Origin of the sequence: Corallococcus sp. CA047B (genome assembly GCF_003612065.1) — a bacterium.
GTDB lineage: Bacteria > Myxococcota > Myxococcia > Myxococcales > Myxococcaceae > Corallococcus > Corallococcus praedator.
Genome location: NZ_RAWD01000039.1, coordinates 1 through 19,744, shown reverse-complemented (window position 1 = coordinate 19,744; position 19,744 = coordinate 1). Strand labels below are relative to the sequence as shown.

Annotated in this window: 20 protein-coding genes; 10 read left to right on the top strand and 10 right to left on the bottom strand. The window is 70.9% G+C overall.

The genetic code is table 11. The annotated features are described in order from the left end of the window. The first annotated feature begins 69 nt into the window (after positions 1–69). Both D7X74_RS09520 and D7X74_RS09515 read left to right on the top strand, forming a co-directional pair. A complete protein-coding gene (locus D7X74_RS09520; RefSeq protein ID WP_120532612.1) occupies positions 70–528 on the top strand; it encodes a hypothetical protein in 459 nt (152 codons plus the stop codon). Positions 529–580: 52 nt separating this feature from the next. Then, complete coding sequence (locus tag D7X74_RS09515) at positions 581–997, top strand: hypothetical protein (RefSeq protein WP_120532611.1); 417 nt, start codon at positions 581–583, stop codon at positions 995–997. Positions 998–1,051: 54 nt separating this feature from the next. On the opposite strand, the gene D7X74_RS09510 is transcribed toward D7X74_RS09515, so the two are convergent. The 3 genes from D7X74_RS09510 to D7X74_RS09500 form a co-directional block, all read right to left on the bottom strand. Next, complete coding sequence (locus D7X74_RS09510) at positions 1,052–1,336, bottom strand: hypothetical protein (RefSeq protein ID WP_199741796.1); 285 nt, start codon at positions 1,334–1,336, stop codon at positions 1,052–1,054. 19 nt (positions 1,337–1,355) lie between these two features. Continuing rightward, positions 1,356–1,817 (bottom strand): hypothetical protein, encoded by a 462-nt coding sequence (locus D7X74_RS09505; RefSeq protein ID WP_120532609.1) that lies wholly within the window; start codon positions 1,815–1,817, stop codon positions 1,356–1,358. Between the two features lie 80 nt (positions 1,818–1,897). After that, the gene (locus D7X74_RS09500) at positions 1,898–3,961 is read right to left on the bottom strand and encodes a HEAT repeat domain-containing protein (RefSeq protein ID WP_120532608.1); all 2,064 of its coding nucleotides are present in this window, start codon (positions 3,959–3,961) and stop codon (positions 1,898–1,900) included. A gap of 184 nt (positions 3,962–4,145) precedes the next feature. Here D7X74_RS09500 and D7X74_RS09495 point away from each other — a divergent pair, with 184 nt between their 5' ends. Both D7X74_RS09495 and D7X74_RS09490 read left to right on the top strand, forming a co-directional pair. Continuing rightward, positions 4,146–4,973: an alpha/beta fold hydrolase gene (locus D7X74_RS09495; RefSeq protein WP_120532607.1), complete on the top strand. Its 828-nt coding sequence runs from the start codon at positions 4,146–4,148 to the stop codon at positions 4,971–4,973. Positions 4,974–5,012: 39 nt separating this feature from the next. Then, a complete protein-coding gene (locus D7X74_RS09490; protein ID WP_120532606.1) occupies positions 5,013–5,297 on the top strand; it encodes a DUF427 domain-containing protein in 285 nt (94 codons plus the stop codon). A gap of 4 nt (positions 5,298–5,301) precedes the next feature. On the opposite strand, the gene D7X74_RS09485 is transcribed toward D7X74_RS09490, so the two are convergent. After that, on the bottom strand, positions 5,302–6,258 hold the full coding sequence (locus D7X74_RS09485; RefSeq protein ID WP_120532605.1) for a hypothetical protein: 957 nt from the start codon (positions 6,256–6,258) through the stop codon (positions 5,302–5,304). 230 nt (positions 6,259–6,488) lie between these two features. Between D7X74_RS09485 and D7X74_RS09480 the strand changes: the two genes are divergently transcribed. Then, on the top strand, positions 6,489–7,502 hold the full coding sequence (locus D7X74_RS09480) for an ABC transporter ATP-binding protein (RefSeq protein ID WP_120532624.1): 1,014 nt from the start codon (positions 6,489–6,491) through the stop codon (positions 7,500–7,502). A 10-nt stretch (positions 7,503–7,512) separates the two neighbouring features. Here D7X74_RS09480 and D7X74_RS09475 read toward each other — a convergent pair whose 3' ends face one another. Then, positions 7,513–7,710 carry a hypothetical protein gene (locus D7X74_RS09475; RefSeq protein ID WP_120532604.1) on the bottom strand — a complete coding sequence of 66 codons (198 nt, stop codon included), beginning with the start codon at positions 7,708–7,710 and terminating at the stop codon, positions 7,513–7,515. A 173-nt stretch (positions 7,711–7,883) separates the two neighbouring features. On the opposite strand from D7X74_RS09475, the gene D7X74_RS09470 reads away from it, so the two are divergent. The 4 genes from D7X74_RS09470 to D7X74_RS09455 all read left to right on the top strand — a co-directional run bounded on the left by D7X74_RS09470 (position 7,884) and on the right by D7X74_RS09455 (position 11,492). Further along, positions 7,884–8,198, top strand: a complete 315-nt coding sequence (locus tag D7X74_RS09470) for a DUF2171 domain-containing protein (RefSeq protein ID WP_120532603.1) — start codon at positions 7,884–7,886, stop codon at positions 8,196–8,198. 251 nt (positions 8,199–8,449) lie between these two features. Beyond that, the gene (locus D7X74_RS09465; RefSeq protein ID WP_233602039.1) at positions 8,450–9,574 is read left to right on the top strand and encodes a kelch motif-containing protein; all 1,125 of its coding nucleotides are present in this window, start codon (positions 8,450–8,452) and stop codon (positions 9,572–9,574) included. A 57-nt stretch (positions 9,575–9,631) separates the two neighbouring features. Continuing rightward, positions 9,632–9,949 (top strand): hypothetical protein, encoded by a 318-nt coding sequence (locus tag D7X74_RS09460; RefSeq protein WP_147446521.1) that lies wholly within the window; start codon positions 9,632–9,634, stop codon positions 9,947–9,949. 106 nt (positions 9,950–10,055) lie between these two features. Then, on the top strand, positions 10,056–11,492 hold the full coding sequence (locus D7X74_RS09455; RefSeq protein ID WP_120532600.1) for a M24 family metallopeptidase: 1,437 nt from the start codon (positions 10,056–10,058) through the stop codon (positions 11,490–11,492). A gap of 2 nt (positions 11,493–11,494) precedes the next feature. On the opposite strand, the gene D7X74_RS09450 is transcribed toward D7X74_RS09455, so the two are convergent. The 3 genes from D7X74_RS09450 to D7X74_RS09440 all read right to left on the bottom strand — a co-directional run bounded on the left by D7X74_RS09450 (position 11,495) and on the right by D7X74_RS09440 (position 15,159). After that, entirely contained in the window at positions 11,495–12,658 is a 1,164-nt protein-coding gene (locus D7X74_RS09450; RefSeq protein WP_120532599.1) for a cytochrome-c peroxidase, read from the bottom strand. 149 nt (positions 12,659–12,807) lie between these two features. Then, positions 12,808–13,215 (bottom strand): hypothetical protein, encoded by a 408-nt coding sequence (locus tag D7X74_RS09445; RefSeq protein WP_120532598.1) that lies wholly within the window; start codon positions 13,213–13,215, stop codon positions 12,808–12,810. Positions 13,216–13,410: 195 nt separating this feature from the next. Then, the gene (locus tag D7X74_RS09440) at positions 13,411–15,159 is read right to left on the bottom strand and encodes a S8 family serine peptidase (RefSeq protein ID WP_120532597.1); all 1,749 of its coding nucleotides are present in this window, start codon (positions 15,157–15,159) and stop codon (positions 13,411–13,413) included. Positions 15,160–15,497: 338 nt separating this feature from the next. On the opposite strand from D7X74_RS09440, the gene D7X74_RS09435 reads away from it, so the two are divergent. Further along, positions 15,498–17,783, top strand: a complete 2,286-nt coding sequence (locus D7X74_RS09435; protein ID WP_120532623.1) for a serine/threonine-protein kinase — start codon at positions 15,498–15,500, stop codon at positions 17,781–17,783. Positions 17,784–17,820: 37 nt separating this feature from the next. Here D7X74_RS09435 and D7X74_RS09430 read toward each other — a convergent pair whose 3' ends face one another. After that, positions 17,821–18,498 carry an RDD family protein gene (locus tag D7X74_RS09430; RefSeq protein ID WP_120532596.1) on the bottom strand — a complete coding sequence of 226 codons (678 nt, stop codon included), beginning with the start codon at positions 18,496–18,498 and terminating at the stop codon, positions 17,821–17,823. A 97-nt stretch (positions 18,499–18,595) separates the two neighbouring features. Further along, positions 18,596–19,567, bottom strand: coding sequence for a PDR/VanB family oxidoreductase (locus D7X74_RS09425; RefSeq protein ID WP_120532595.1), 972 nt, complete (start codon positions 19,565–19,567; stop codon positions 18,596–18,598). Positions 19,568–19,744 lie beyond the last annotated feature (177 nt).

The following is a 19,744-nucleotide window of genomic DNA, read 5'->3' as shown; positions in this document are numbered from 1 at the left end:
GCGTATGGAATTGCCCGGCGGCGGGGGCGATGAACGTCGGTCCTGCCCCTGGGGGCAGGATGACAATCAATGACAGAGGACCAGGAGGATGCTCACGGCGGCGCAGGCGCGGGAGACCTGGTCGTTGAAAGGATCCGGATCCTCTACTCCGTGGGAGACGGCTCTTATTCAGCGAGCATGCCGTCACCGCTGGGGCCTCTGTTGAAGGCGATTCCCGAGAAGGAGAAGAGCTGCAGGCAGCCGAACCTCGTCCGGGATTCGCGTGGCGAGGCGAACATCCACGCGGACTACCACAGTCATCCGTGGGCTGATTCGCGCATGTCCAGGCCGGACCGGACCGAGGCGCGTCAGCGGTACTCCATCCGGCTTCAGTTCGACACGAAGTGCAGGGTGATGAAGCTCGTGCCCCACATCGGAGAGGCCCGGCCGGGAGAAGTCTATGAGCGGCGTGGGAAGAGCTGGGCGCTCATTGGTATCGTGAAGCCAGAGCACAAGGCCGTCGGTCTGATGACCTCGGTCGAGGAATAGAAACCACCCCATGCCCATTCAAAATCCAGCGACCGGCTGGCGTGGAGCCTTGATGAAGTCCGGACTGCTCCTTCCCGTGTGCCTGCTGCTGTCGGCGTGCGCGCTCTTCCACCGGGATTCGCGGCCAGCTCATGCCCCGCCGGAGGAAGCCGCTCGCGTCCAGTTCCCGCTCGACCTTCCCGAGGACGCGCGGACGCTCGAGGGCGGGACGGTGACCGCCATGCAGCTGGCCCTGGATGACTTCCGTCCCCTGGACCTGAAGCCACACAAAGGGGCCACGGAGGAAGAGCAGTGCCTCTACCAGCGTGAGTCCTATGACGTCACCGCCGCGCCCGGTCCGGAGGGCGTGACGTTCGTGCAGATCACCCTGAAGCCCCAACTCTGCGAGAAGCAGGGGCCCCTCATGGACATGGGGGCGACCTACGCCGTGGATGTGAAGGGACGACGCATCCTCGCCATCCAGCACTGAGCGCTCACGGCGCCGGCTAATGGGGATGCTTGAAGGGGGTGTGGCCCTGGCCTGTTACTCGTAGGACTTGCCGGCGAACAGGATGCTCGCGCATCGGTGCCAGGGGTTCTTGTGGGGAGCCTGTTGGCTTGTCGCCTCTGCCCAGTCCGCGCCCGCTTCGAGAAAGCTTACGATGGTGCCGTTCTCCCAGCCGAGAGGTCCCGGTGAGTACGGCGCGGGAGGAAGCCGTGCTGCCTCCGCGCGGTCCGCTTCGTAGTCATCTTTCAGGGCGAGGACGAAGCGGAGGAAGGACGCCTCGTCCGTGACCTCCTCCAGAAGCTGACCCAGTTTGTCCGTCACGATGCCCTTCCGAGTAAAATCAGGTGCCCGCATCCTGGCTGGATTCGAGGATGAACGGCAGGGGAACGGAGCCATCCGGCGGCTCGAATGACCGGCCGACTTCCGACGACGGAACTGGAGTACCAGCCCCTGCGTCCATCGGCCTCCAGGAAGCGTCGGGTTCTCCATCCCTGAGGCGACGCAGAAGCGTCCCATCGCTGCCCACCGCGTACTGCGCGCCGGAATGCAGCCCCGGAACAGTCAGGCCACAGGCTTGAGGGTTTTCATCGATCCGGATGAAGAGGACACCCTGCCGTTGAATGACCCTGTACTGGTGCGACTCACGTCGGTCCGTGCAGGGAGTGTCGGCATTCTGGGGCCCGAGAAAATCGTCGGCGGCGAGTTCGACCGCACGCAGGACGGCGCCGCTGATCTCGACGATTTCACCTTCGGAGCTTGGCTGCTCGAAGAAGCTGGGGAATTGGATGGACCCGTCATCCACCCAGGGAGCGCGAGCAGGCGGGTTCCGTGGACACCCCGACAACAGCAGGGCTCCCGGAATCAAACACAGCCATCCCCTCCTCACGGCGCCGGCATCATGCCCAACCGCTGCTTCGCCGACCGGCTCTGCGGGTCGAACCGGAGCGCCTCTTCCAGCCGCTCGCGGCCCTTCGCCACGTTGCCCTGCACCATGTACAGGTCCGCCAGCCGCACCAGCACGTCCGCGTTGTAGGGCTGCAAATCCAACGCCCGCTCGAACTCGCGCGTCGCCGTGACGACGTCCCGCTTGCGCATCGCCAACTGCCCGAGCATCACGTGCGGCTGCACCAGCCCGCTCGTCTCCGGCTGGTTCGCCAGGGCCTCCAGCGCCGGCATCGCGCGCGCGTCCCCGAACGACGCCAGCGTCAGCGCCGCGCCCTGCCGCACCCACAGCGAGCCGTCCTTCAAGAGCGGCACCAGGTCCTCCGTCGCCTCACGCGCGTTCACGCTGCCCAGCGCGTCGATGAGGTCCGAGCGCAACGTGCTGTCCGTCGTGCCCTTCAGCGTCGCCCGCAGCGCCGGCACCGCTTCGCGCTTGAACCTTCGCGCGAGGAACTTCGCCGCCGCGCCCCGGAGCGTGCCCGCCTCCGCCGTGTCCGCCAGCACCGCCTCCAGCGGACCCCGGCTCTGCGCCGCCGTCTTCTCATCGAACGCGTCCGCCAGCCGCAACCGCCGCTGCTGGCGCTGCGCCGCCTGGGGCCACCACTTCGTCAACGCCTGCCCCATCGCGTCCGGCGTCTCCTTCGTGTGGCAGGCATTGCACGCGTTGGGCACGTCGTGGCGCGCCGTGTTCTGGGGCACCGGCACGTCCAGCGCGTGGTCCGCGAAGTGGTCCAACACGCCCGACACCACCGGCGGCATGTGACACGCGATGCAGTCCTGCGCCGCCGCGGCCTTGTGGTGCGTGTGCTTGTCCCCCTGCGCCACCACCTCCGCGTGACAGCCCTGGCACGTCGCCGCGTTCGCGGACGTGCGCGCGGGCGCCGCCTTCGTCAGCGGCTTCACTTCATTGGGCGCGTGCGGATCATGCGGCGCCGTGTGGCACGTCAGGCACGTGGCCCCACCCTGCAGGTGGCACTTCGACTGGATGAGCGCCTGGTACTCGAAGCTGGAGGTGCTGGGGCGCCCGTCGCTGAAGAAGTCGCCGGAGCGCTCGTTGCCCACCAGCAACACCATGGGCTGGTAGTTCGCGTCGTAGCGCTGACCGGGCTGGTAGCGGTGCGCCGCGTCCAGCATCGGGAACAGCGTGCGCCGAGGCCCGTGGCACTGCGCGCACACCGCGAAGCCCTCCGCCGCGCCCAGTTTCTCCGGCTGGACGATGTCCGCTGGCGCCTGCGACTCCGCATGTCGCCCACCCGGCCCGTGGCAGGACTCACACGCGACGCCCGCGTCCGCGAACGTCGTCGTCCACTGGTGCTTCTCCCGGTCGTACCTCGCATCCAGGCCCGTCACGTGGCAGTCCAGGCACGCGTGCTGCGCGCTGCGACGGAAGTTCGCCCAGAAGAACGGGTGGTCCGGCGCCAGCGCGCCCTGCTTCTTCTCCGAGTAGTCCACCCACTCGCCCTTGCCCGTCACGTGGAAGTACACCGGCAGCACCTGCCAGCGTCCGTCCGGCAGCAGCGTGATGGGGTCCTGCATCCGCTTGCCGCCCACCAGCCACTGCACCGGCCACTCGCCCAGGTTCCCGTCCGCGCCCTTCGTGCGCATCAGGTACTTGCCGCCGTCGCGGCGCATCCACGCCTCGCTGGATTCGCCCTTGAAGTGCGTGCCCGCGCCCGTGAACGAGCCCACCACGTACTGCTTCGTCGCCGGCGACAGCGCCCGCGCGTGCCAGTCGTGCTTCCAGCCGGTGTGCTGCTCCTCGTGGCAGTCCGCGCACACCTCGGAGCCCACGAAGCGGTTCGGCGGCTTCGCGGCGGCCTCCGCCGTCTTCACCGGCACGGGCGCGGCAGGGCTCCCCGCGTCCAGCACGGCAGGAGGCGTGGAGGCCCGGGTGACGGGAGCCGAAGGCGCGGAGGTCGCGGCCGGGCGCAGGGCGAAGAACAGGCCCACGGCGAGGACGGCGACCACCGCGAGGGCGACGAGGACAGGGCGAGAAGTGCGCATCCGGAGGTGCGCCCATGCTCCTCCGGACCGTCGGGCGGCACAAGCGGCGCTCCGAGCGAGCCCGGGCAGCCCGTCTCCTCCAGTGGACACCGTACTCCCAGGGAGTGCTGCGCACCCAGGGAGCCCTGGACTAGGGTGACAGCGGTCAGGCGCCGTCCCCCTTACCCAGCAGGAGGTCCGTCCCATGCCCATGCGGTCCGTGAATGGAACCCGGCTGTACTTCGAGGACACCGGCGGTACCGGGGACGTGGTGCTGTTCAGCCACGGCCTCCTGTGGAGCACGCGCCTGTTCGACCCGCAGGTGGAGGCGCTGCGCGGCCGCTTCCGGTGCATCTCCTACGACCACCGGGGGCAGGGCCAGAGCGAGGTGCCGCCCGACGCCGTCATCGACATGGAGACGGTGTACGCGGACGCGGTGGCGCTCATCGAGTCGCTGGGCGTGGGGCCGGTCCACTTCGTGGGCCTGTCCATGGGCGGCTTTGTCGGCATGCGGCTGGCCGCGCGCCGGCCGGACCTGGTGCGCTCGCTGGTGCTGCTGGAGACCTCCGCCGACCCCGAGCCCACCGCGAACATTCCCCGCTACACCGCGCTCAACCTGGTGGTCCGCTACCTGGGCGTGGCGCCCGTGACGGCGCCGGTGATGCGCATCATGTTCGGCACGTCGTTCCTCACCGACCCGGGCCGCGAGGCGGAGCGGGCGCTGTGGCGCGCGCGCCTGCGCCAGAACCGCCGCGACATCTGGCGCGCCGTCAACGGCGTCATGAAGCGCCAGGGCGTCGCGGAGGAGCTGCCGCGCATCCGCACGCCCACGCTGGTCATCGTGGGCGAGGAGGACCGCGCCACGGTGCCCGTGAAGTCGGAGCGCATCCACTCCCTCATCCCGGGCTCGAAGCTGGTGCGCCTGTCGCGCGGTGGGCATTCCTCCTCGGTGGAGGAGCCGGCGCTGGTGAATGCTGAACTCGCCCCCTTCCTCACCGAGCACGCCTCCACGAATGCCGCGCACACCGGCTGAAGCGCGGTTACCCGAGAAAAAACCAGGAGGGCTTGTTCAATGCCAGTCGCGAAATGGAATGGCGTCGTGCTCGCGAAGAGTGACCGCTTTGAAGAGGTGGAGGGCAATGTCTACTTCCCGCCCGACAGCCTGAACCGGGAACACTTCAAACCCAGCGCCACGCACACGCATTGCCCCTGGAAGGGCGAGGCCAGCTACTACTCCGTGGAGGTGGACGGAAAGACGAACGCCGACGCCGCCTGGTTCTATCCGGAGCCGAAGGCGAAGGCGGCCAACATCCGGGACCACGTGGCCTTCTGGAAGGGCGTGACGGTGGAACGCTGAGTCTTCAGCGTCCCGTCCAGTAGCGCACCCACCGGGGCGCGTTGCGCAGCTGCGTGACGATGAAGGCGGGGATCCACTGGATGAGGTTCGCCTCGGGCTCGACGTTGTAGCCATTGAGCAGGCGCATGTCGATGCGCCGGCGCTGCAGGTTCGTGGGATGCGGGGTGGGCAGCCCGCCCCGGCATTCGCCGTTCTGGAAGAACAGGTACCAGCGCTGCTCGTTGTACGCGAAGCCCTTGTCCACCCAGGCCTGCGCGACGACGTAGGAGAACGTCAGCAGCGTGAAGGCGACGGAGCTCTGGTTGTAGCAGCGCCGGCCCGTGCCGGGCGTCCGGTAGGTGGCCAGCGCGTGGTGGTGCATCTTGGCGAGCAGCAGCGTCGTCGACAGGGTGCGCGTGCTGTAGAAGCTGCCCCAGCCCATGCTCATGTTGCCGTAGAGGATGCGCAGCATGATCTGCGCCGTCTCGATGACCCGGCGCGACACCACTTCCCTCACGAAGCTGTGGGGGCGCTGGACGAACAGCGCGGAGATGTCGTGGTGGTAGTAGGTCGCCAGGAACGACACGCCCGCCAGCTCGTTGACGGAGCTGAGCTGGAAGAAGACGTAGAAGGCCTCGTCGCGCGCGGCCTCGAACTCGCGCAGGAACTGGTTCGCGGAGGCCGCGCCCGTCACCGCCTGCGTCGCCGCGGCGGCGTTCGGCCCGTACAGCAGGCCCGCCAGGCGCTGGTCGCTGTACGTGTTGTCCCAGAAGGAGGAGATCTTCGCGAAGGCGCCCAGCGCGGGCCGGTAGGCCGTGCCCGCCACCAGGGGCGTTCCCCGGACATGCGTCTTCCACAGGGCGCTCAGGTCCGCCACCAACGCGGGTTCCTCCTGCTCGAGGATGCTGAACAGGCTGTTGGCCGCCGTGAGCGGGTTGTCCAGGAGGGCGGTGACGTCGTTGCCTCGGAAGATGAACGGCATGGCGGGGCCTCCAGAGGCAGACGCCTGGGGCGGGAATCCTAGAGACGGAATGAGCCTGGAACAAACCGCTGACCCTGGAAGTAACGCTTTCCTTCGGGGCGGGATGTCCGCGGCCGTACGCGCCGGTGGGGACGGGCTTGTCGGCCGGGTGGGAGCGGCGATGCTGGTCGCCTCTTCGGACCGCGCGTGAGGGTGGCGCGGCGGTCCTTCTTCAGGTGGAGGTGGCGCGGGTGGCGACGGTGTCCCTGCAGGACGTGCGCAAGGTGTACCGGGGCGGGGTGGCGGCGGTGAAGGGCGTGAGCCTGGACATCGCGGACGGCGAGTTCGTGTCGCTGGTGGGCCCATCCGGGTGCGGCAAGTCCACGACGTTGAACCTCATCGCGGGGCTGGAGGAGTTGTCCGGCGGCACGCTTCGCATCGACGGGCAGGTGGTGAACGACCTGTCGCCGCGCGAGCGCGACATCGCGATGGTGTTCCAGAGCTACGCGCTCTACCCGCACCTGGACGTGGCGGGGAACCTGGCGTTCCCGCTGAAGGTGGCGGGGATGGGGGCGAAGGACATCGACGCGCGGGTGCGCGAGGTGTCCGGGGTGCTGGGGTTGGAGGCGCTGCTGGCGCGCCGGCCGAAGGAGCTGTCGGGCGGGCAGCGGCAGCGGGTGGCGCTGGGGCGCGCGTTGGTGCGAAGGCCGAAGGTGTTCCTGTTCGACGAGCCCCTGTCCAACCTGGACGCGGCGCTGCGCACGCAGATGCGGGGGGAGATCAAGAAGCTGCACGAGCAGCTCCAGGCGACGTTCATCTACGTCACGCACGACCAGGCGGAGGCGATGACGCTGTCGGACCGCGTGGTGGTGATGAGCCAGGGCGAGGTGCAGCAGGTGGCCCCGCCGCGCGAGCTGTACGACGCCCCGGCGAACCTGTTCGTGGCGGGCTTCTTCGGCTCGCCGCGCATCAACCTGGTGAAGCCGGACACGCTGGGGCTGCCCCCGGAGGACGCGGTGCTGGGCCTCAGGCCGGAGCACCTCCAGGTGGGCCAGGGCGAGCGCCCCGCGGATGCGCGCGAGGGGCGCGTGTACCTGGTGGAGCCCATGGGCGCGGAGGTCTGGGTGACGGTGGAGACGGGCGGCGAGCGGCTGGTGGCGCGGGCGCCCGGAGACTTCCACGCCGCGAGCGGGGACCCGGTGTGGCTGCGCCACGATGCGCGCTACCTGCGCCGGTTCGACGGGAAGACGGGGCGCGCGGTGTGAGGCGCGTGGGTCAGGCGTAGACCTCCTCGCTGTCCACCAGCGGCTCCAGGCGGCGCTGGAGGGATTGGAGCAGGGCGTAGCGGCGGCCCAGGGCGTCCTGGAGTTCGCGCGCCTCCGTCCGCGTCCGCTCCTCCCGCAGGGCGCCGAGGGCCGCATCCAGGGTCTCCTGCAGCACGCGTGACTCGTCGTTCGACAGTTCCAGCAGCATCGGGGGCGACCTCCTTCTCGTGAACGTTGGGCACCGCGTCCGGGAGTGCGCGGGCCGTTCCCCTGGCGTGGAGGAAGGTTGCCCGGGGGCTCCCCGGGCTGCCTGCCTTGATGCGCACGGCGGCGGGAGCGACCCCACTCTTGGTGAGGACCCCAGGCGCGAGGAGCGACACGATGATTCACGCAGGCGACGTGCGAGAGGGCATGGCGGTGCTCGCCGCCGATGGACAGAAGCTGGGCCGGGTGGCGGGCGTGGGCGACACCCACTTCGAGCTGGAACAGGGCCTGGTGCCCATTCCCCGGCGCGACTACCTCATCGAGTACAGCGACGTGGAGGCCGTGCGCGAGGACGAAATCCTGCTCAAGCCCGCGGACCATCCGCAGCTCGCGCTGGAAGAGGATGACGACGGCGGGGCCCTGCCGCCCCGAAACAGCGAGGGGATGGACGCGGAGCCCGCGAACGACCCCGTGGGTCCCATGCGGCACTGAGTTCGGAGCGCTTCCCTGACGCCCGGCCGCCAGGGGTGTTTCCAACCCGGAGGGCAGGGCAAGGGCCCGGAATCATTGGGCCCCACGGCCGTGGAGTGTCAGACCGGCGCGATAGACACACCCCCTCGGTCAGACGTCCGGGTGGGGTCATGCGACGGCTTTCGACATCTTGCGTCACGATGCTGTGGTTGGGAGTGATGTTCTCGTGCGGGCCCGCGCCGCGAGCGGATGCGGGAGCCGTGGAGGCGCCGGTGCCAGGCGTGTTGTCCACGCCGCGCCGGCTCCTGCCCTACGTCGCGCTGGAGGATGGGCGGGTGCTGGCGGCGGGGGGACACGACGGGCACCGCACGCTGGGCTCCAGCGAGGTCTTCGACCCGGACACCGGACGGTGGCGGCCCACGGGGGCGCTGCGCACGGCGCGGCGCAACCACGCGGCGGTGCGGCTGCTGGATGGGCGGGTGCTGGCGGTGGGCGGCTCCCAGGGGGTGACGGTGGGGGCGCTGGCGAGCGCGGAGGTGTACGCGCCGGACACGGGGACGTGGACGGCGGTGGCGCCCATGGGCGAGCCGCGCAACGACCCGGCGGCGGTGGTGTTGCCGGACGGGCAGGTGCTGGTGGCGGGCGGCACGGACGTGGACCTGCGACCGGTGCGCTCGGCGGAGCTGTACGACCCGGCGGCGGGGACGTGGCGGCCGGTGGAGGCCCCGGGCTTCGTGCGGGGAGGCGAGGGGACGGCGGTGGTGCTGCGCTCCGGCCGGGTGCTCTTCGTGAGCGGGCTGCAGGCGGAGCTGTACGACCCGGTGACGGGCCACTGGGAGAAGGCGGGCGTGGTGGGCGGCGCGGCGGGCACGCACCGGCTGGGGCACACCGTGACGCTGCTGCCGGATGGGCGCGTGCTGGTGGTGGGCGGCACCACGTCGCGCGCGGCGCAGACGGCGGAGGTGTACGTGCCGGAGCGCAACGCGTGGGAGCTGGTGGAGTCGCCCTCGGTGCCGCGTGAGCACCACGCGGCGCTGGTGACGGGGGAGGGCGCGGTGCTGGTGGTGGGCGGCGAGCACTCCACGCGCGGCACGCTCGCGTCGGCGGAGCGGTTCGACCCGGTGCGCGGCACGTGGACGCAGGCGCCCACGCTGCATGAGCCGCGAGGCGAGGCGGGCGCGCTGTGGCTGCGACGGGGCACGGTGCTGGTGGTGGGCGGCGTGAACGAACTGGGCACGCTCGCCACGAGCGAGGAGTACGTCCCGGCCACCTGTGTCCCCATGACGTGTGAATCCCGGGGGCCGGCTTGCGGTGTGACGACGGACGGCTGCGGTGGAACGCTCGACTGCGGCCCGTGCGTGGCGGGCGCGCTTCCTGGCATCGAGCAGGGCCCATGACAGTTGAATCCAGTGGGCAATGGACAGATTCGCGTCAAGGCGAGCACGCTGCCATCCATGACTTCCGGACCTCCACGGCACACGTCCATCGATGACCCGGTGGCCGACGACTACTGGTCCTTCGAGGACGACCACGGACGCCCGCACGTCTCGCGCGTCACGCTGGGCAGGCCCGTGCCCATTCCCCTGGACGCCAACGGGGACTGGTACTGCCCCGTGCTCATCGGTCACGCGGTCCCCCTGACCGTCAGCATGGTCGGCGTCGGCCCCGTGGATGCCCTGCTCAACGCCGCGCGCTTCGTCCGCGAGCACTTCCACGAACTGCGCAAGGTCAGCCCTCGCGCCACACCCCCAGGCTCCACGGATTCAACGTGAAGCCAGCACAGCGTGTCTGGTTTTCACGGCTGACCGGCAACCCGGGACCCGGCGGGCGTCTGTCTTTCTTCGCACCGCGCGGACGTGCGTGACAGACTGCGCGCCCATGCGCTCCTGGAAACACCTGCTCGTCGTCCCGCTCGTCTGTTCCACCGCCTGCGCCACCGCGCCCGTCCCGACCGCGAAGACCGAAGCCCCGGCCCCCGCCGTCGCCGCCGCGCCCGTGGCCGTCGCGTCCGCGCCCGCCGCGCCGGAGCGCCCCTTCGGCACGCTGCGCGAACAGGCGGACCGCCAGCAGGCATGGCTTCGCGAACGCCTGGAGACCGCGCTGCCCCAGCTCATGCGCAAGCACGGCGTGCAGATGTGGATCGTCCCCATGCGCGAGTACAACGAGGACCCCGTCTTCAAGGCGCTCGTGGCCCCCACCACCTTCGCCGCCCGCCGCCGCACCATCTACGTCTTCTTCGACCGGGGCGGTGACAAGGGCGTGGAGCGGCTGGCCCTGGGCGGCAGCACGCAGGGCGGTCTCTACGAGGCCCGGCGCGCGCCCCAGCTGGTGGACCGGGGCGGCGCCCAGCGCCCCGCCGAACTCCTGGGCCCCGAACAGTGGCCCCTGCTCAAGCAGGTGGTGGAGGAGCGCAAGCCCCAGTCCATCGCCATCGACGTGTCCCCCGCCATCGCCTTCGCCGACGGCCTCACCCACGGCGAATACGAAGGCATGGCCCAGGCCCTGGGCCCCGCCTGGGTGAAGCGCTTCAAGCCCGCCGGCGGCCTGCCCCTGGACGTGCTCGGCTGGCGCAGCGCCGACGAGGTCCGTTTCTACGAGGACCTCACGAAGCACGCCTGGAACATCATCCAGACCGCCTTCTCCAACGCCGTCATCACCCCCGGCGTCACCACCACGAAGGACGTGGAGTGGTGGATGCGTCAGCGCCTGGCCGACCAGGGCCTGGACACCTGGTTCCAGCCGGACGTGGACGTGCAGCGCAAGGGCGCCACCGAGGAGCAGCTGGGCGACAGCCCCGTCATCCAGCGCGGCGACGTGCTCCACTGCGACTACGGCATCACGGCGCTGCGCCTCAACACCGACACCCAGCACATGGGCTACGTGCTGCGCGAAGGCGAGACGGACGTCCCCGAGGGCCTGAAGGCCGCGCTGAAGGCGTCCAACCGGCTCCAGGACATCGTCACCGGGGAAATCAAACCGGGCCGCACCGGCAACGAGGTGCTGCGCGCCTCGCTCGCGCGCATGAAGGCGGAGGGCATCGACGGGACCGTGTACTCACACCCCATTGGCCTGCACGGCCATGGCGCCGGCCCGATGATTGGCATGTGGGACCGGCAGGAGGGCGTGCCCGGCAACGGCGAACACCGCGTGATGCCGTCCTCCTGGTTCTCCATCGAGCTGCAGGCGACGAGCCCCGTCCCGGAGTGGAACGGCCAGCCCGTGCGCTCCGCCCAGGAGGAGGACGTGGTGCTGGACGCGGAAGGCGCCGTGCACTGGGCCTTCCAGCGTCAGACGACCTTCCACCTGGTGCGCTGAAGTCAGCGCGGCGCGCCCGTCATGGACTTGAGCAGCGTCACCAGCGCCTGCTTCTCCTCGCTGCTCAGGTCCAGCTTGACGATGGTCACCGTGCGCACGCCGGGGAACGTGCCGTCCGGGTCGCCGCCCTCGTTGTAGAAGTCGACGACCTCCTCCAGCGTCTTCTCCGCGCCGGTGTGCATGTACGGCGCGCTCATCGCCACGTTGCGCAGCGTCGGCGTGCGGAAGGCGCCCACCACCTCGTCCGGCTTGCCCTGCGCCTGCGCGCGCAGCGTGGGCAGCCGCGCCGCGTCCAGGCCCGTGGGCGCGTCGCTGAAGAGGCCCGCGGCGTTGAACTTCCAGGACAGCAGCGAGTCCACCGCGTCCGCCTGGCCGCGCTTCCCGGCGCCCGCGTCCTTCAGGCCCAGGTTGTGGAACTTGTCGTCCGTCAGCATGCGGCCCTTGTGGCACACCACGCACTGGCCCTTGCGCACGAAGGTCTTCAGCCCCAGGTACGCCGGGTCCTTCTCCTGCGTGCCCGCCTCCACCGCCGCGAGGAAGCGCCGCACGTCCGCGTCGAAGGGGGAATCCGTCCGGTTGAGCGTGCGCTGGTACGCCGCCAGCACCTTGCCCACGTTGGCCATCAGCCGGTCCCCGTCCGACTCGTCCGCGGGCGCCGTACCGAACAGCTGCGAGTACGCGGACACGTACGTGGGGTCCGCCACCAGCCGCGCGCGCACCACGCTGGCGTCCGAATCCATCTCCACCGGGTTCGTCAGCGGCAGCACCGCCTGGGACCAGAGCCGGTCCGCCCGGCCGTCCCACATGAACCAGCGGTTGTAGCCCGTGTTCAGCAGGCTGGGCGGATTGCGCTCCGTGCGCTGGCCTCCGCAGCCCTCCGCCGTGGCCGTCTCCACCGTGTAGCTGTCCCCCTGATGGCAGTCGCGGCAGGACACCGTCCCGCAGCGCGACAGCCCCTTGTCCTCGAAGAGCCGGTGGCCCAGCGCCGCCGCGGAAGCGTTGTCCCCAAACTTGTTCGTGGGGTCCACCTCCGGCTTCACGCTCGGCGTGTGCAGGATGCTCAACTGCTCGAGCTCGTCCTCGGTGGGAAAGGGGGCTTCGGATTCGCAACCCGTCCCCAGAAGGACCAGGGCGAGCACGGCGGTACGCAGACGGAACAGGGACATGGGCGGGCGAAGCTTCGCGCCCTTGTGTTCAGCAATCAATGGTCCCCGGAAGAACCCACTCGCAGGCTCTCCTGCCATTCTCGCGAAACCGGGGACGCCCACCCTGGCGCGTCCCCGTCCTTCATGCTCCGGCCTTCAGCGCGCGGAGGCTACCCGCAGGAGAGCTTGTAGCTGAGGACCTTCGCCCCGAAGCGGGCGACGTTCACCGTCGTGGGCTCCGGGCTGGCCGTGGGCGCCGCGCCGCTGGCGCACTTCAGGGCCGGGTCCACCACCAGCTCCACCTTCAGGTCCGCGCCGTCCGGCAGGCTCGCCACGGTGTAGCTGCAGGTGTTCTTGCGGCTCTGCTTCACCTCGCCCGAACCCAGCGCGGCGGAGTTTCCCTCGGTCACCTTCACGTTCACCGACGAGCACGGGTCTCCCTGCAGCCCGCTCTCCGGGTACGTGATGCTGCCGGTGACCGTGGCGTTGCCCCCGCGCCCTCCAGCCGCCGCGCCACTCGACGTGGAGGCGCAACCGGTCACGGCAAGGACGAAGGCGGCAACAGCAATTCGCAACATGGATATCCTCAATTCAAGAATGAAAGGGTTTTCGCGCAGGCAGGCCGCCGTCCAGGCAAGCCATTCGCGCGCGCCACGTACAATCGCGCGGCGCCTTCATTCCACGCGGAAGCGCATTCGCGATTGCGTTTCCGCGTTGGGATTTCCGCTCATCAACACTGTCCGGCCTGCTCCCAGCGGATGAGAAAACAGGCATCACTGGAGTCGCTGCAAGGCGTCATGCGCATGCACCAGACCGTGGCCGAACGCGGGGTCCCTGCCGGGCGTGCCCAGGTCGCGCGCGGAGGCCTCCATCGCTTCGCGGACTTGTAGCGGCGTGAGCGTGGGATGGGCGCTCCAGAGGAGCGCCGCCACGCCGCTCACGAAGGGCGCGGCCATGGAGGTGCCGGAGACGTAGGTGTAGTCCACCGGGACCAGGCTCAGCCGCGCGAAGGTGCCCAGGCGCTGACGCAGCACGGTGCCGGTGGCCTGGTTGACGCTGACGGCGGGCGCCCAGTGGCCACGGCGGGGCAGGGAGAGGATGTCCGCGGCGCCGCCGGCGGGCGCGTCCTCGTTGCCGAAGATGACCGCGCGCGCGCCCTGCATCATCACGTTGGACATGGCCTGGTCCACGGGCACCGCGCCCGGGTGCACGTAGGCCACGAAACCGTCACAGGTGGCGTCCTGGCACGCGTCCAGGGAATCCCCCAGGCCGCAGTCCACCAGCCGCCCCAGCGCGTCGCCGGTGGGTGAGTACAGCAGCGAGCGCGACATGGGGACCAGGTCGTTCACGGACATCTCCGCGAAGGTGCCCAGGCCCCGGGGGAAGGTGGACAGCACGTCCACGCCGGGCGCCATCAGGCCCAGGGCGTTGCCCATGCTGGAGAAGTTCGCGCGCCGCTCGTTCGCGTCCACCGCGCCCACCGCCAGCACGGACGGGTCCGACGCCGGGTACAGCACCGGGCCGCCCTGGTTGCCCGCGGCCGCCACCACCAGCATCCCGTGGTCCAGCGCCGCCTTGAACGCCTCCACCGAGTTGCGCGTGGGCGAGCCTCCGCCCAGCGACAGCGACAGGACGCGCGCGCCCTGGGACTCGCACCACTCCAGCGCGGAGAACACCACGCTCATCTGCGTGGAGCCCTGCGGATCCAACACGCGCGCGATGAGCAGCGAGGCGCCGGGGGCCACGCCTACCATGCCGCCCGCGTTGAGCCGGGGGCCGGTGACGCCGCCCTGTCCCAGCCGCGCGCCGATGATGCCCGCCACGTGCGTGCCGTGGCCCTGGCCCCACTCGCCCTTTTCGCTCTTGTCCGTCGGATCATCGTCGCCCTCCAGGAAGTCGTGGCTTGCCACCACGGCGCCCTGGAACTCCGGGTGCTCCACGTCCAGCCCGCTGTCGATGACGCACACCTTCACGCCCTCGCCGGTGGGAGCGCCCGGGTCCAGCACGCCGTCCCCGTTCGCGTCCCACACCGCCGGCCCCTGCACCAGGCGCAGCCCCTCGGAGTACTCGTCGGACGGCGAGGCGCCCAGGGTGGAGGCCCCCTCCGGCTGCGTCAGCGCGGGCGGCAGGCCCTGGGAGGACCAGCGTTGATCCTCCTCGATGCTCTCCACCAGCGGGCTGTGCTCCAGCATGAAGCGTTCCAGGGCGTTCACGCGCGCGGCCACCGCGGGGATGTTGCGATAGACGGCGCTCACCTTCGCGCCCGTGGCACGCGTCAGCTCGGCGCCGGTCGCGGTGACGCGCGAGGCCTGCGTCTGACTGCCCCGGCGGAAGCGGATGAGGACCGACTGGCGTCCGTCGCCCTGCACCCGGGAAGGCAGCGGCGAATCCAGGCCCTGGCGGGTCGTCACCTCTCCGGCGACGACACCCGGGCAGGTCTGTCCCCGCGACAGAGGACGTGTGGAGGACTCCGGCCCACATGCCATCAGCGCCAGCAACCCGACGAATCCCCATCGCTTCATGACGCGACTCCTTCCAGGACGACGACCTCGCAAGAGGCCTCCCTCCGGCCGGGGGGCCGAAAGGTGCCCGCCACCCTCCCGGAGGAAGGAAGCGGTCCGCACTTCAGGGAACGCATCCGGGGGGGGAGTCGCAACGTTCCGCGGGGCACGGGGCCCCGGACGTGCTCGGGTTCACACCCCGCCTGTTGTCAGGAGGAACACGCCGTCGGGTTTTCCGTTTGCTCCGGGACTTTCTCTTTTGCTGGCGCGCGGTGTCTGGGGTTTGAGAAGAAGGGGCGAAGCGGGGGGCGCGGCTTGATTCCATGGGGGAGTCCGTGCTGCGCTCCCACATCGAAGCCATGAGCACCGCACCCCCAGAGTCCCCTCGGTTTTTCGGGCGCTACGAGCTCGTCCATCTCCTGGGCCAGGGCGGCATGGGAGAGGTGTACCTGGCGAAGCTGACCGGGGCGGCGGGCTTCGAGAAGCCCTGCATCGTGAAGACCATCCTGCCGGCGCTGGTGAAGGACCGGCAGTTCCTGGACCGGTTCCACCACGAGGCCAAGGTGCTGGTGCACCTGGTGCACTCCTCCATCGCCCAGGTGTACGACATGGGCGAGGCGGACGGCACCTACTACATGGCCCTGGAGTACGTGGCGGGCGTGGACCTGGGGTACCTGCTGGAGCAGGCGCGGGTGCAGGGGCGGGCGGTGCCGGCGCCGGTGGCGCTCTACATCGGGCAGCGCATGGCGGAGGGGCTGGGGTACGCCCACCGCAAGACGGGCCCGGACGGAGACCCCCTGGGCATCGTCCACCGGGACGTGTCCCCGCACAACGTGATGGTGTCGTACGAGGGCGAGGTGAAGGTCATCGACTTCGGCCTCGCGAAGTCCACCGCGCGCAGCAAGTACACGCTGCCGGCCACGGTGATGGGGAAGCTGGGCTACATGTCCCCGGAGCAGGTGCGCGCCGAGCCCCTGGACCACCGCAGCGACATCTACTCCTGCGCGGTGGTGGTGTGGGAGATGCTGGCGGGGCGTGGGCTGGTTCCCCACGGGACCGTGGGTGAGATGATGGCGGCCATGTCGAATCCGGTGGTGCCGCCGCTGGCGGACCTCCGGCCGGACGTGGACCCGTCGCTGGAGGCGGTGTTGCGGCGGGCGCTCGCGCCCGTGCCGGCGGAGCGCTACCTGCGGGCGGACGACTTCGGTCGCGCGCTCAACGCGGAGCTCTTGCGCACCGGGGCGGCGATGGGCGCGGAGGAAGTGGGCGAGTTCGTGCGCGCCCTGTGCCCTGAGGCGTTCGCCGAGCAGCGCAAGCTGGCCTCCAACGTCGCGGGGGAGCGCCGCACGCCGCCGCCCGTCGCGCGCTCAGGCTCCGGCTCCTCCGGCACCGGTCTGTATGGCGCGCCTGGAGAAGGTCCGGAGTCGGGCGCGGCCTTCCAGGCCACGGCGGTGCGGACGCCCGGCGACGCGCCCGTGCGGCGGGACACCGGGCGCATCGAGCCGGAACTGGCGAGGGGGCCCTCGGGCACGTTCGTATCGGGCGCTCCCAGCCGGGGCCCGGGTTCGGGCGGGGTGGCCCGGAGTGATGAAGCGCTGGACGCGTCCGCGCTGGGCGCCACCGCGGTGCACCGGGTGTCGGACCCACAGGCGCTGGCGCCGGTGGAAGGCGCTCCCGGACAGGCGCTGGAGAAGCCCGAGCGTCGCCGGCCGCTGGCGCAGATCGCCGTGGCGGCGTTGCTGCTGGTGGGCGTCACGGTGGGCCTCACCACGTATGTGATTCACGCGAACACGGCCTCCCCGGCCGTGGTGCCGCCCGCGCCCGTCACCCCGACGGAGCCGGTGGTGGCCGCGCCCGAGCCGCCGGTGGTGACGCCGCCCCCGGACGTGGCGCCGCCGCCCGACGAGGCGCCGGTCGTCGCGGAGAACGGGGCGCCGGACGCGGGCGGGGTGCCTGCTCCGGTGGAGGTCCCCGACAAGCGTCCGGACGTGAAGGTGGCGTCGGTGTCGAAGACGCGGCGGCCTCCTCGCATGGTGTCCGTGAACACGCTGGTGGCGCCCATCGAGGAGACGCGGGGCGGTCAGCGCGTGGTGAACGTGGAGGCGTGGCCCGGGCTCATCGCGGGTGTGTCATTGCAGGTGGTGGGACCGGCGGCGCGAGGCTCCAACAAGCACCCGCTGCTGGGGATGGCCCGCGTGGAGAACATCCGTCCCAAGCGGGATCAGCTCACGGTGCGGTTGGATGACGACGCGGACGGGTCGAAGGGCGAGCGCTACGTGGTGCTCCCCGTGCGCCCGTCCACGCCCGTGGCCCCCGCGCCCGTCGCGGAGCCGGTGCGCGAGGAGCCGCCCGCGGAGCCTCGCAAGCTGCTGGGCTCCGCGACGACGGACGGTCTGCTGGGCTTCAACGTCAACCGGACCCTCACCATCATCAACGAGGACACCATCCCCTGGACGAAGTGCAAGATCGTCCTGGCCCGGCGGCAGCAGGCGTTCATGGCGTCGCTCGCGGAATATGCGAAGCACGAGGTGAAGACGGTCGCGCCCTACTTCACGGTGCAGGCCAGCGCGCCCATGGTGCCCGAGCGCACGGTGCGGGTCATCTGCAAGGAAGGCGAAGGGGAGTTCCCGCTGCGCAAGCCGTAGCGCGTCATGGCGTGGGCGCGCTCCGCCACGCCCCCGCTCAAGGCCCCAGTCGCGCGGCGCCCACGGGGCACTGCGCGCGCAGGAAGCCCGCCACCTCCGCGTCGCCTGCCTTCGCGTTGCGCACCGCGCGGGACATGGACGTGCGGCACTGCCACGTCACGTCGCGCGTGCCGTGGCAGCAGTGCCAGCCGGTCAGCGTGCGGTCCAGGTACTGGAGCATCTCCTGGCGCGTGGGCGTGAGGATGCTCCACACCGCGCCGGCGAGCAGCGCCACCCCGATGAGCTGGGGCAGGAGGGCCCGGAGCCAGCCGCGAGCCCCGCCCGGAATCACGACCGCGTGCACACCCAGCCGCGCGTCCAGCGGCCGCTGTTGCAGCACCACCTGGAGCAGCAGCTCCACCGGCGCGGTGAGGCCCCGCAGGAGCCCCGTGCCCAGGCCCGGCGTGCGTCCCCCGTCGCGCTCCAGCTTCAGGCCCAGGAAGTGGCGGCCCGGGGTGCGGCCCGTCAGCCCGCCCACGGCGGACAGGACGCACCACGCCACGGCTCCCGCGAGCACCAGCGCGCCCGGGGTGGACAGCTGCTCCGCCGCGCGCACCGCGCCCCAGCCCACGAGCGCGGAGCTTGTGAGGTCCAGCAGATCCGCCACCCACAGCCGGCCCTGATACCGGGCCTCGGTGGGAATGGTCTCCATGGAGAACAACGTCCCGTCGCTCATCAGCCTCTCTCATGCGCGAGCGGGGCTTGGACCCCAGGCCGCCCGTGCGGCGCCAGGAACGCGCCCGAAGCGAGCGCGTCCCGACCCCGCGCTCCTACTACAGGTCCAGCACCAGCCGCTTGGAACGTGCGCGAGAGACGCAGACGAGCATGCGGGCATCACCCGCGGGCTCCGCCTGGAAGAAGGTGTCGCGGTGTTCGGGGGTGCCCTCGCACACGCGGGTGACGCAGGTGCCGCAGGAGCCGGCCTCGCAGTCGCTCTCCACCTTCACCCCGTGGGTGCGCAGCACGTTGAGCACGCTCTTGCCGGCCGGAACGCGCAGGACCTGGCCGGTGCTGCGCAGGGCCACCTCGAAGTCCTCCTCCGGCGTCGCGTGGGTGGCGGCGGTGCCCGCGGCGGTGAAGGCCTCGAAGTGGACCTTCTCCCAGGGCCACCGGTTCAGGAGGGCCGCCTCGCGCACGGCCCTCATCAGGCCCGCCGGACCGCAGCAGTACAGCCGCGTGCCCGGGCCGCGCGTGCTCAGCAGCGTGCGCACGTCCAGGCCCTTCGCCGGGTCGCCCCCGTCGTGGTGCAGGTGCACGCGGCCGGCGAAGGAGGGCGAGGACAGGAGCTCCCGGAAGGCGGTCCGGCCCGCGTCGCGCGTGCAGTAGTGCAGCACCCACTCCGCGCCGGTGCGCTCCAGCAGGCGCGCCATGGCCAGCAGCGGGGTGATGCCGATGCCGCCCGCGATGAGCACGTAGCTGCGGGCGTAGAGGAGGGGGAAGTCGTTGATGGGCTCGCTCACGGTGAGCGTGTCGCCCACGTGGACGTGGTCGTGCATGGCCCGCGAACCGCCGCGTCCGTTCGCATCGCGCTGCACGGCGATGACGTAGCGGTGCGTCTCGCCCGGGTCGTTGCACAGGGAGTACTGCCGCATCCCGTTCAACGTCGGCACCTGGACGTCCAGGTGGGCGCCGGCCTCGAAGTCGGGCAGTGCGCGGCCGTCCCTGGAGACCAGCTCATAGGACCGGATGCCCTCGGCCACGGGGGTGATGCGCGCCACCCGCAAGCGCAGCGTCTTCGTCGTCACGGTATGCCCCTGTTCCCCGACCCGCCGCCCACGCAGGGCCAAGCCAGTCTTCCGGCGTCGGGCACGGTGGCCATGGGCCTGGGGCGCGAGCAGTGGGCGCGGGGGCGGTGTTGCTGACGCCTTGCGGACATCCGGTGCCTGCCTGGCTGCCCTCCGTGCGGACGCGGGGGGCGAGGA

Excerpts from the sequence above, each read along its gene's own strand:
- D7X74_RS09490 (WP_120532606.1), top strand. The coding sequence starts at position 5,013 with ATGCCAGTCGCGAAATGGAATGGCGTCGTGCTCGCGAAGAGTGACCGC.
- D7X74_RS09430 (WP_120532596.1), bottom strand. The coding sequence starts at position 18,498 with ATGAGCGACGGGACGTTGTTCTCCATGGAGACCATTCCCACCGAGGCC.
- D7X74_RS09445 (WP_120532598.1), bottom strand. The coding sequence starts at position 13,215 with ATGTTGCGAATTGCTGTTGCCGCCTTCGTCCTTGCCGTGACCGGTTGC.
- D7X74_RS09435 (WP_120532623.1), top strand. The coding sequence starts at position 15,498 with ATGAGCACCGCACCCCCAGAGTCCCCTCGGTTTTTCGGGCGCTACGAG.
- D7X74_RS09455 (WP_120532600.1), top strand. The coding sequence starts at position 10,056 with ATGCGCTCCTGGAAACACCTGCTCGTCGTCCCGCTCGTCTGTTCCACC.
- D7X74_RS09500 (WP_120532608.1), bottom strand. The coding sequence starts at position 3,961 with ATGCGCACTTCTCGCCCTGTCCTCGTCGCCCTCGCGGTGGTCGCCGTC.
- D7X74_RS09475 (WP_120532604.1), bottom strand. The coding sequence starts at position 7,710 with ATGCTGCTGGAACTGTCGAACGACGAGTCACGCGTGCTGCAGGAGACC.
- D7X74_RS09440 (WP_120532597.1), bottom strand. The coding sequence starts at position 15,159 with ATGAAGCGATGGGGATTCGTCGGGTTGCTGGCGCTGATGGCATGTGGG.
- D7X74_RS09495 (WP_120532607.1), top strand. The coding sequence starts at position 4,146 with ATGCCCATGCGGTCCGTGAATGGAACCCGGCTGTACTTCGAGGACACC.
- D7X74_RS09515 (WP_120532611.1), top strand. The coding sequence starts at position 581 with ATGAAGTCCGGACTGCTCCTTCCCGTGTGCCTGCTGCTGTCGGCGTGC.
- D7X74_RS09485 (WP_120532605.1), bottom strand. The coding sequence starts at position 6,258 with ATGCCGTTCATCTTCCGAGGCAACGACGTCACCGCCCTCCTGGACAAC.
- D7X74_RS09450 (WP_120532599.1), bottom strand. The coding sequence starts at position 12,658 with ATGTCCCTGTTCCGTCTGCGTACCGCCGTGCTCGCCCTGGTCCTTCTG.
- D7X74_RS09520 (WP_120532612.1), top strand. The coding sequence starts at position 70 with ATGACAGAGGACCAGGAGGATGCTCACGGCGGCGCAGGCGCGGGAGAC.
- D7X74_RS09470 (WP_120532603.1), top strand. The coding sequence starts at position 7,884 with ATGATTCACGCAGGCGACGTGCGAGAGGGCATGGCGGTGCTCGCCGCC.
- D7X74_RS09460 (WP_147446521.1), top strand. The coding sequence starts at position 9,632 with ATGACTTCCGGACCTCCACGGCACACGTCCATCGATGACCCGGTGGCC.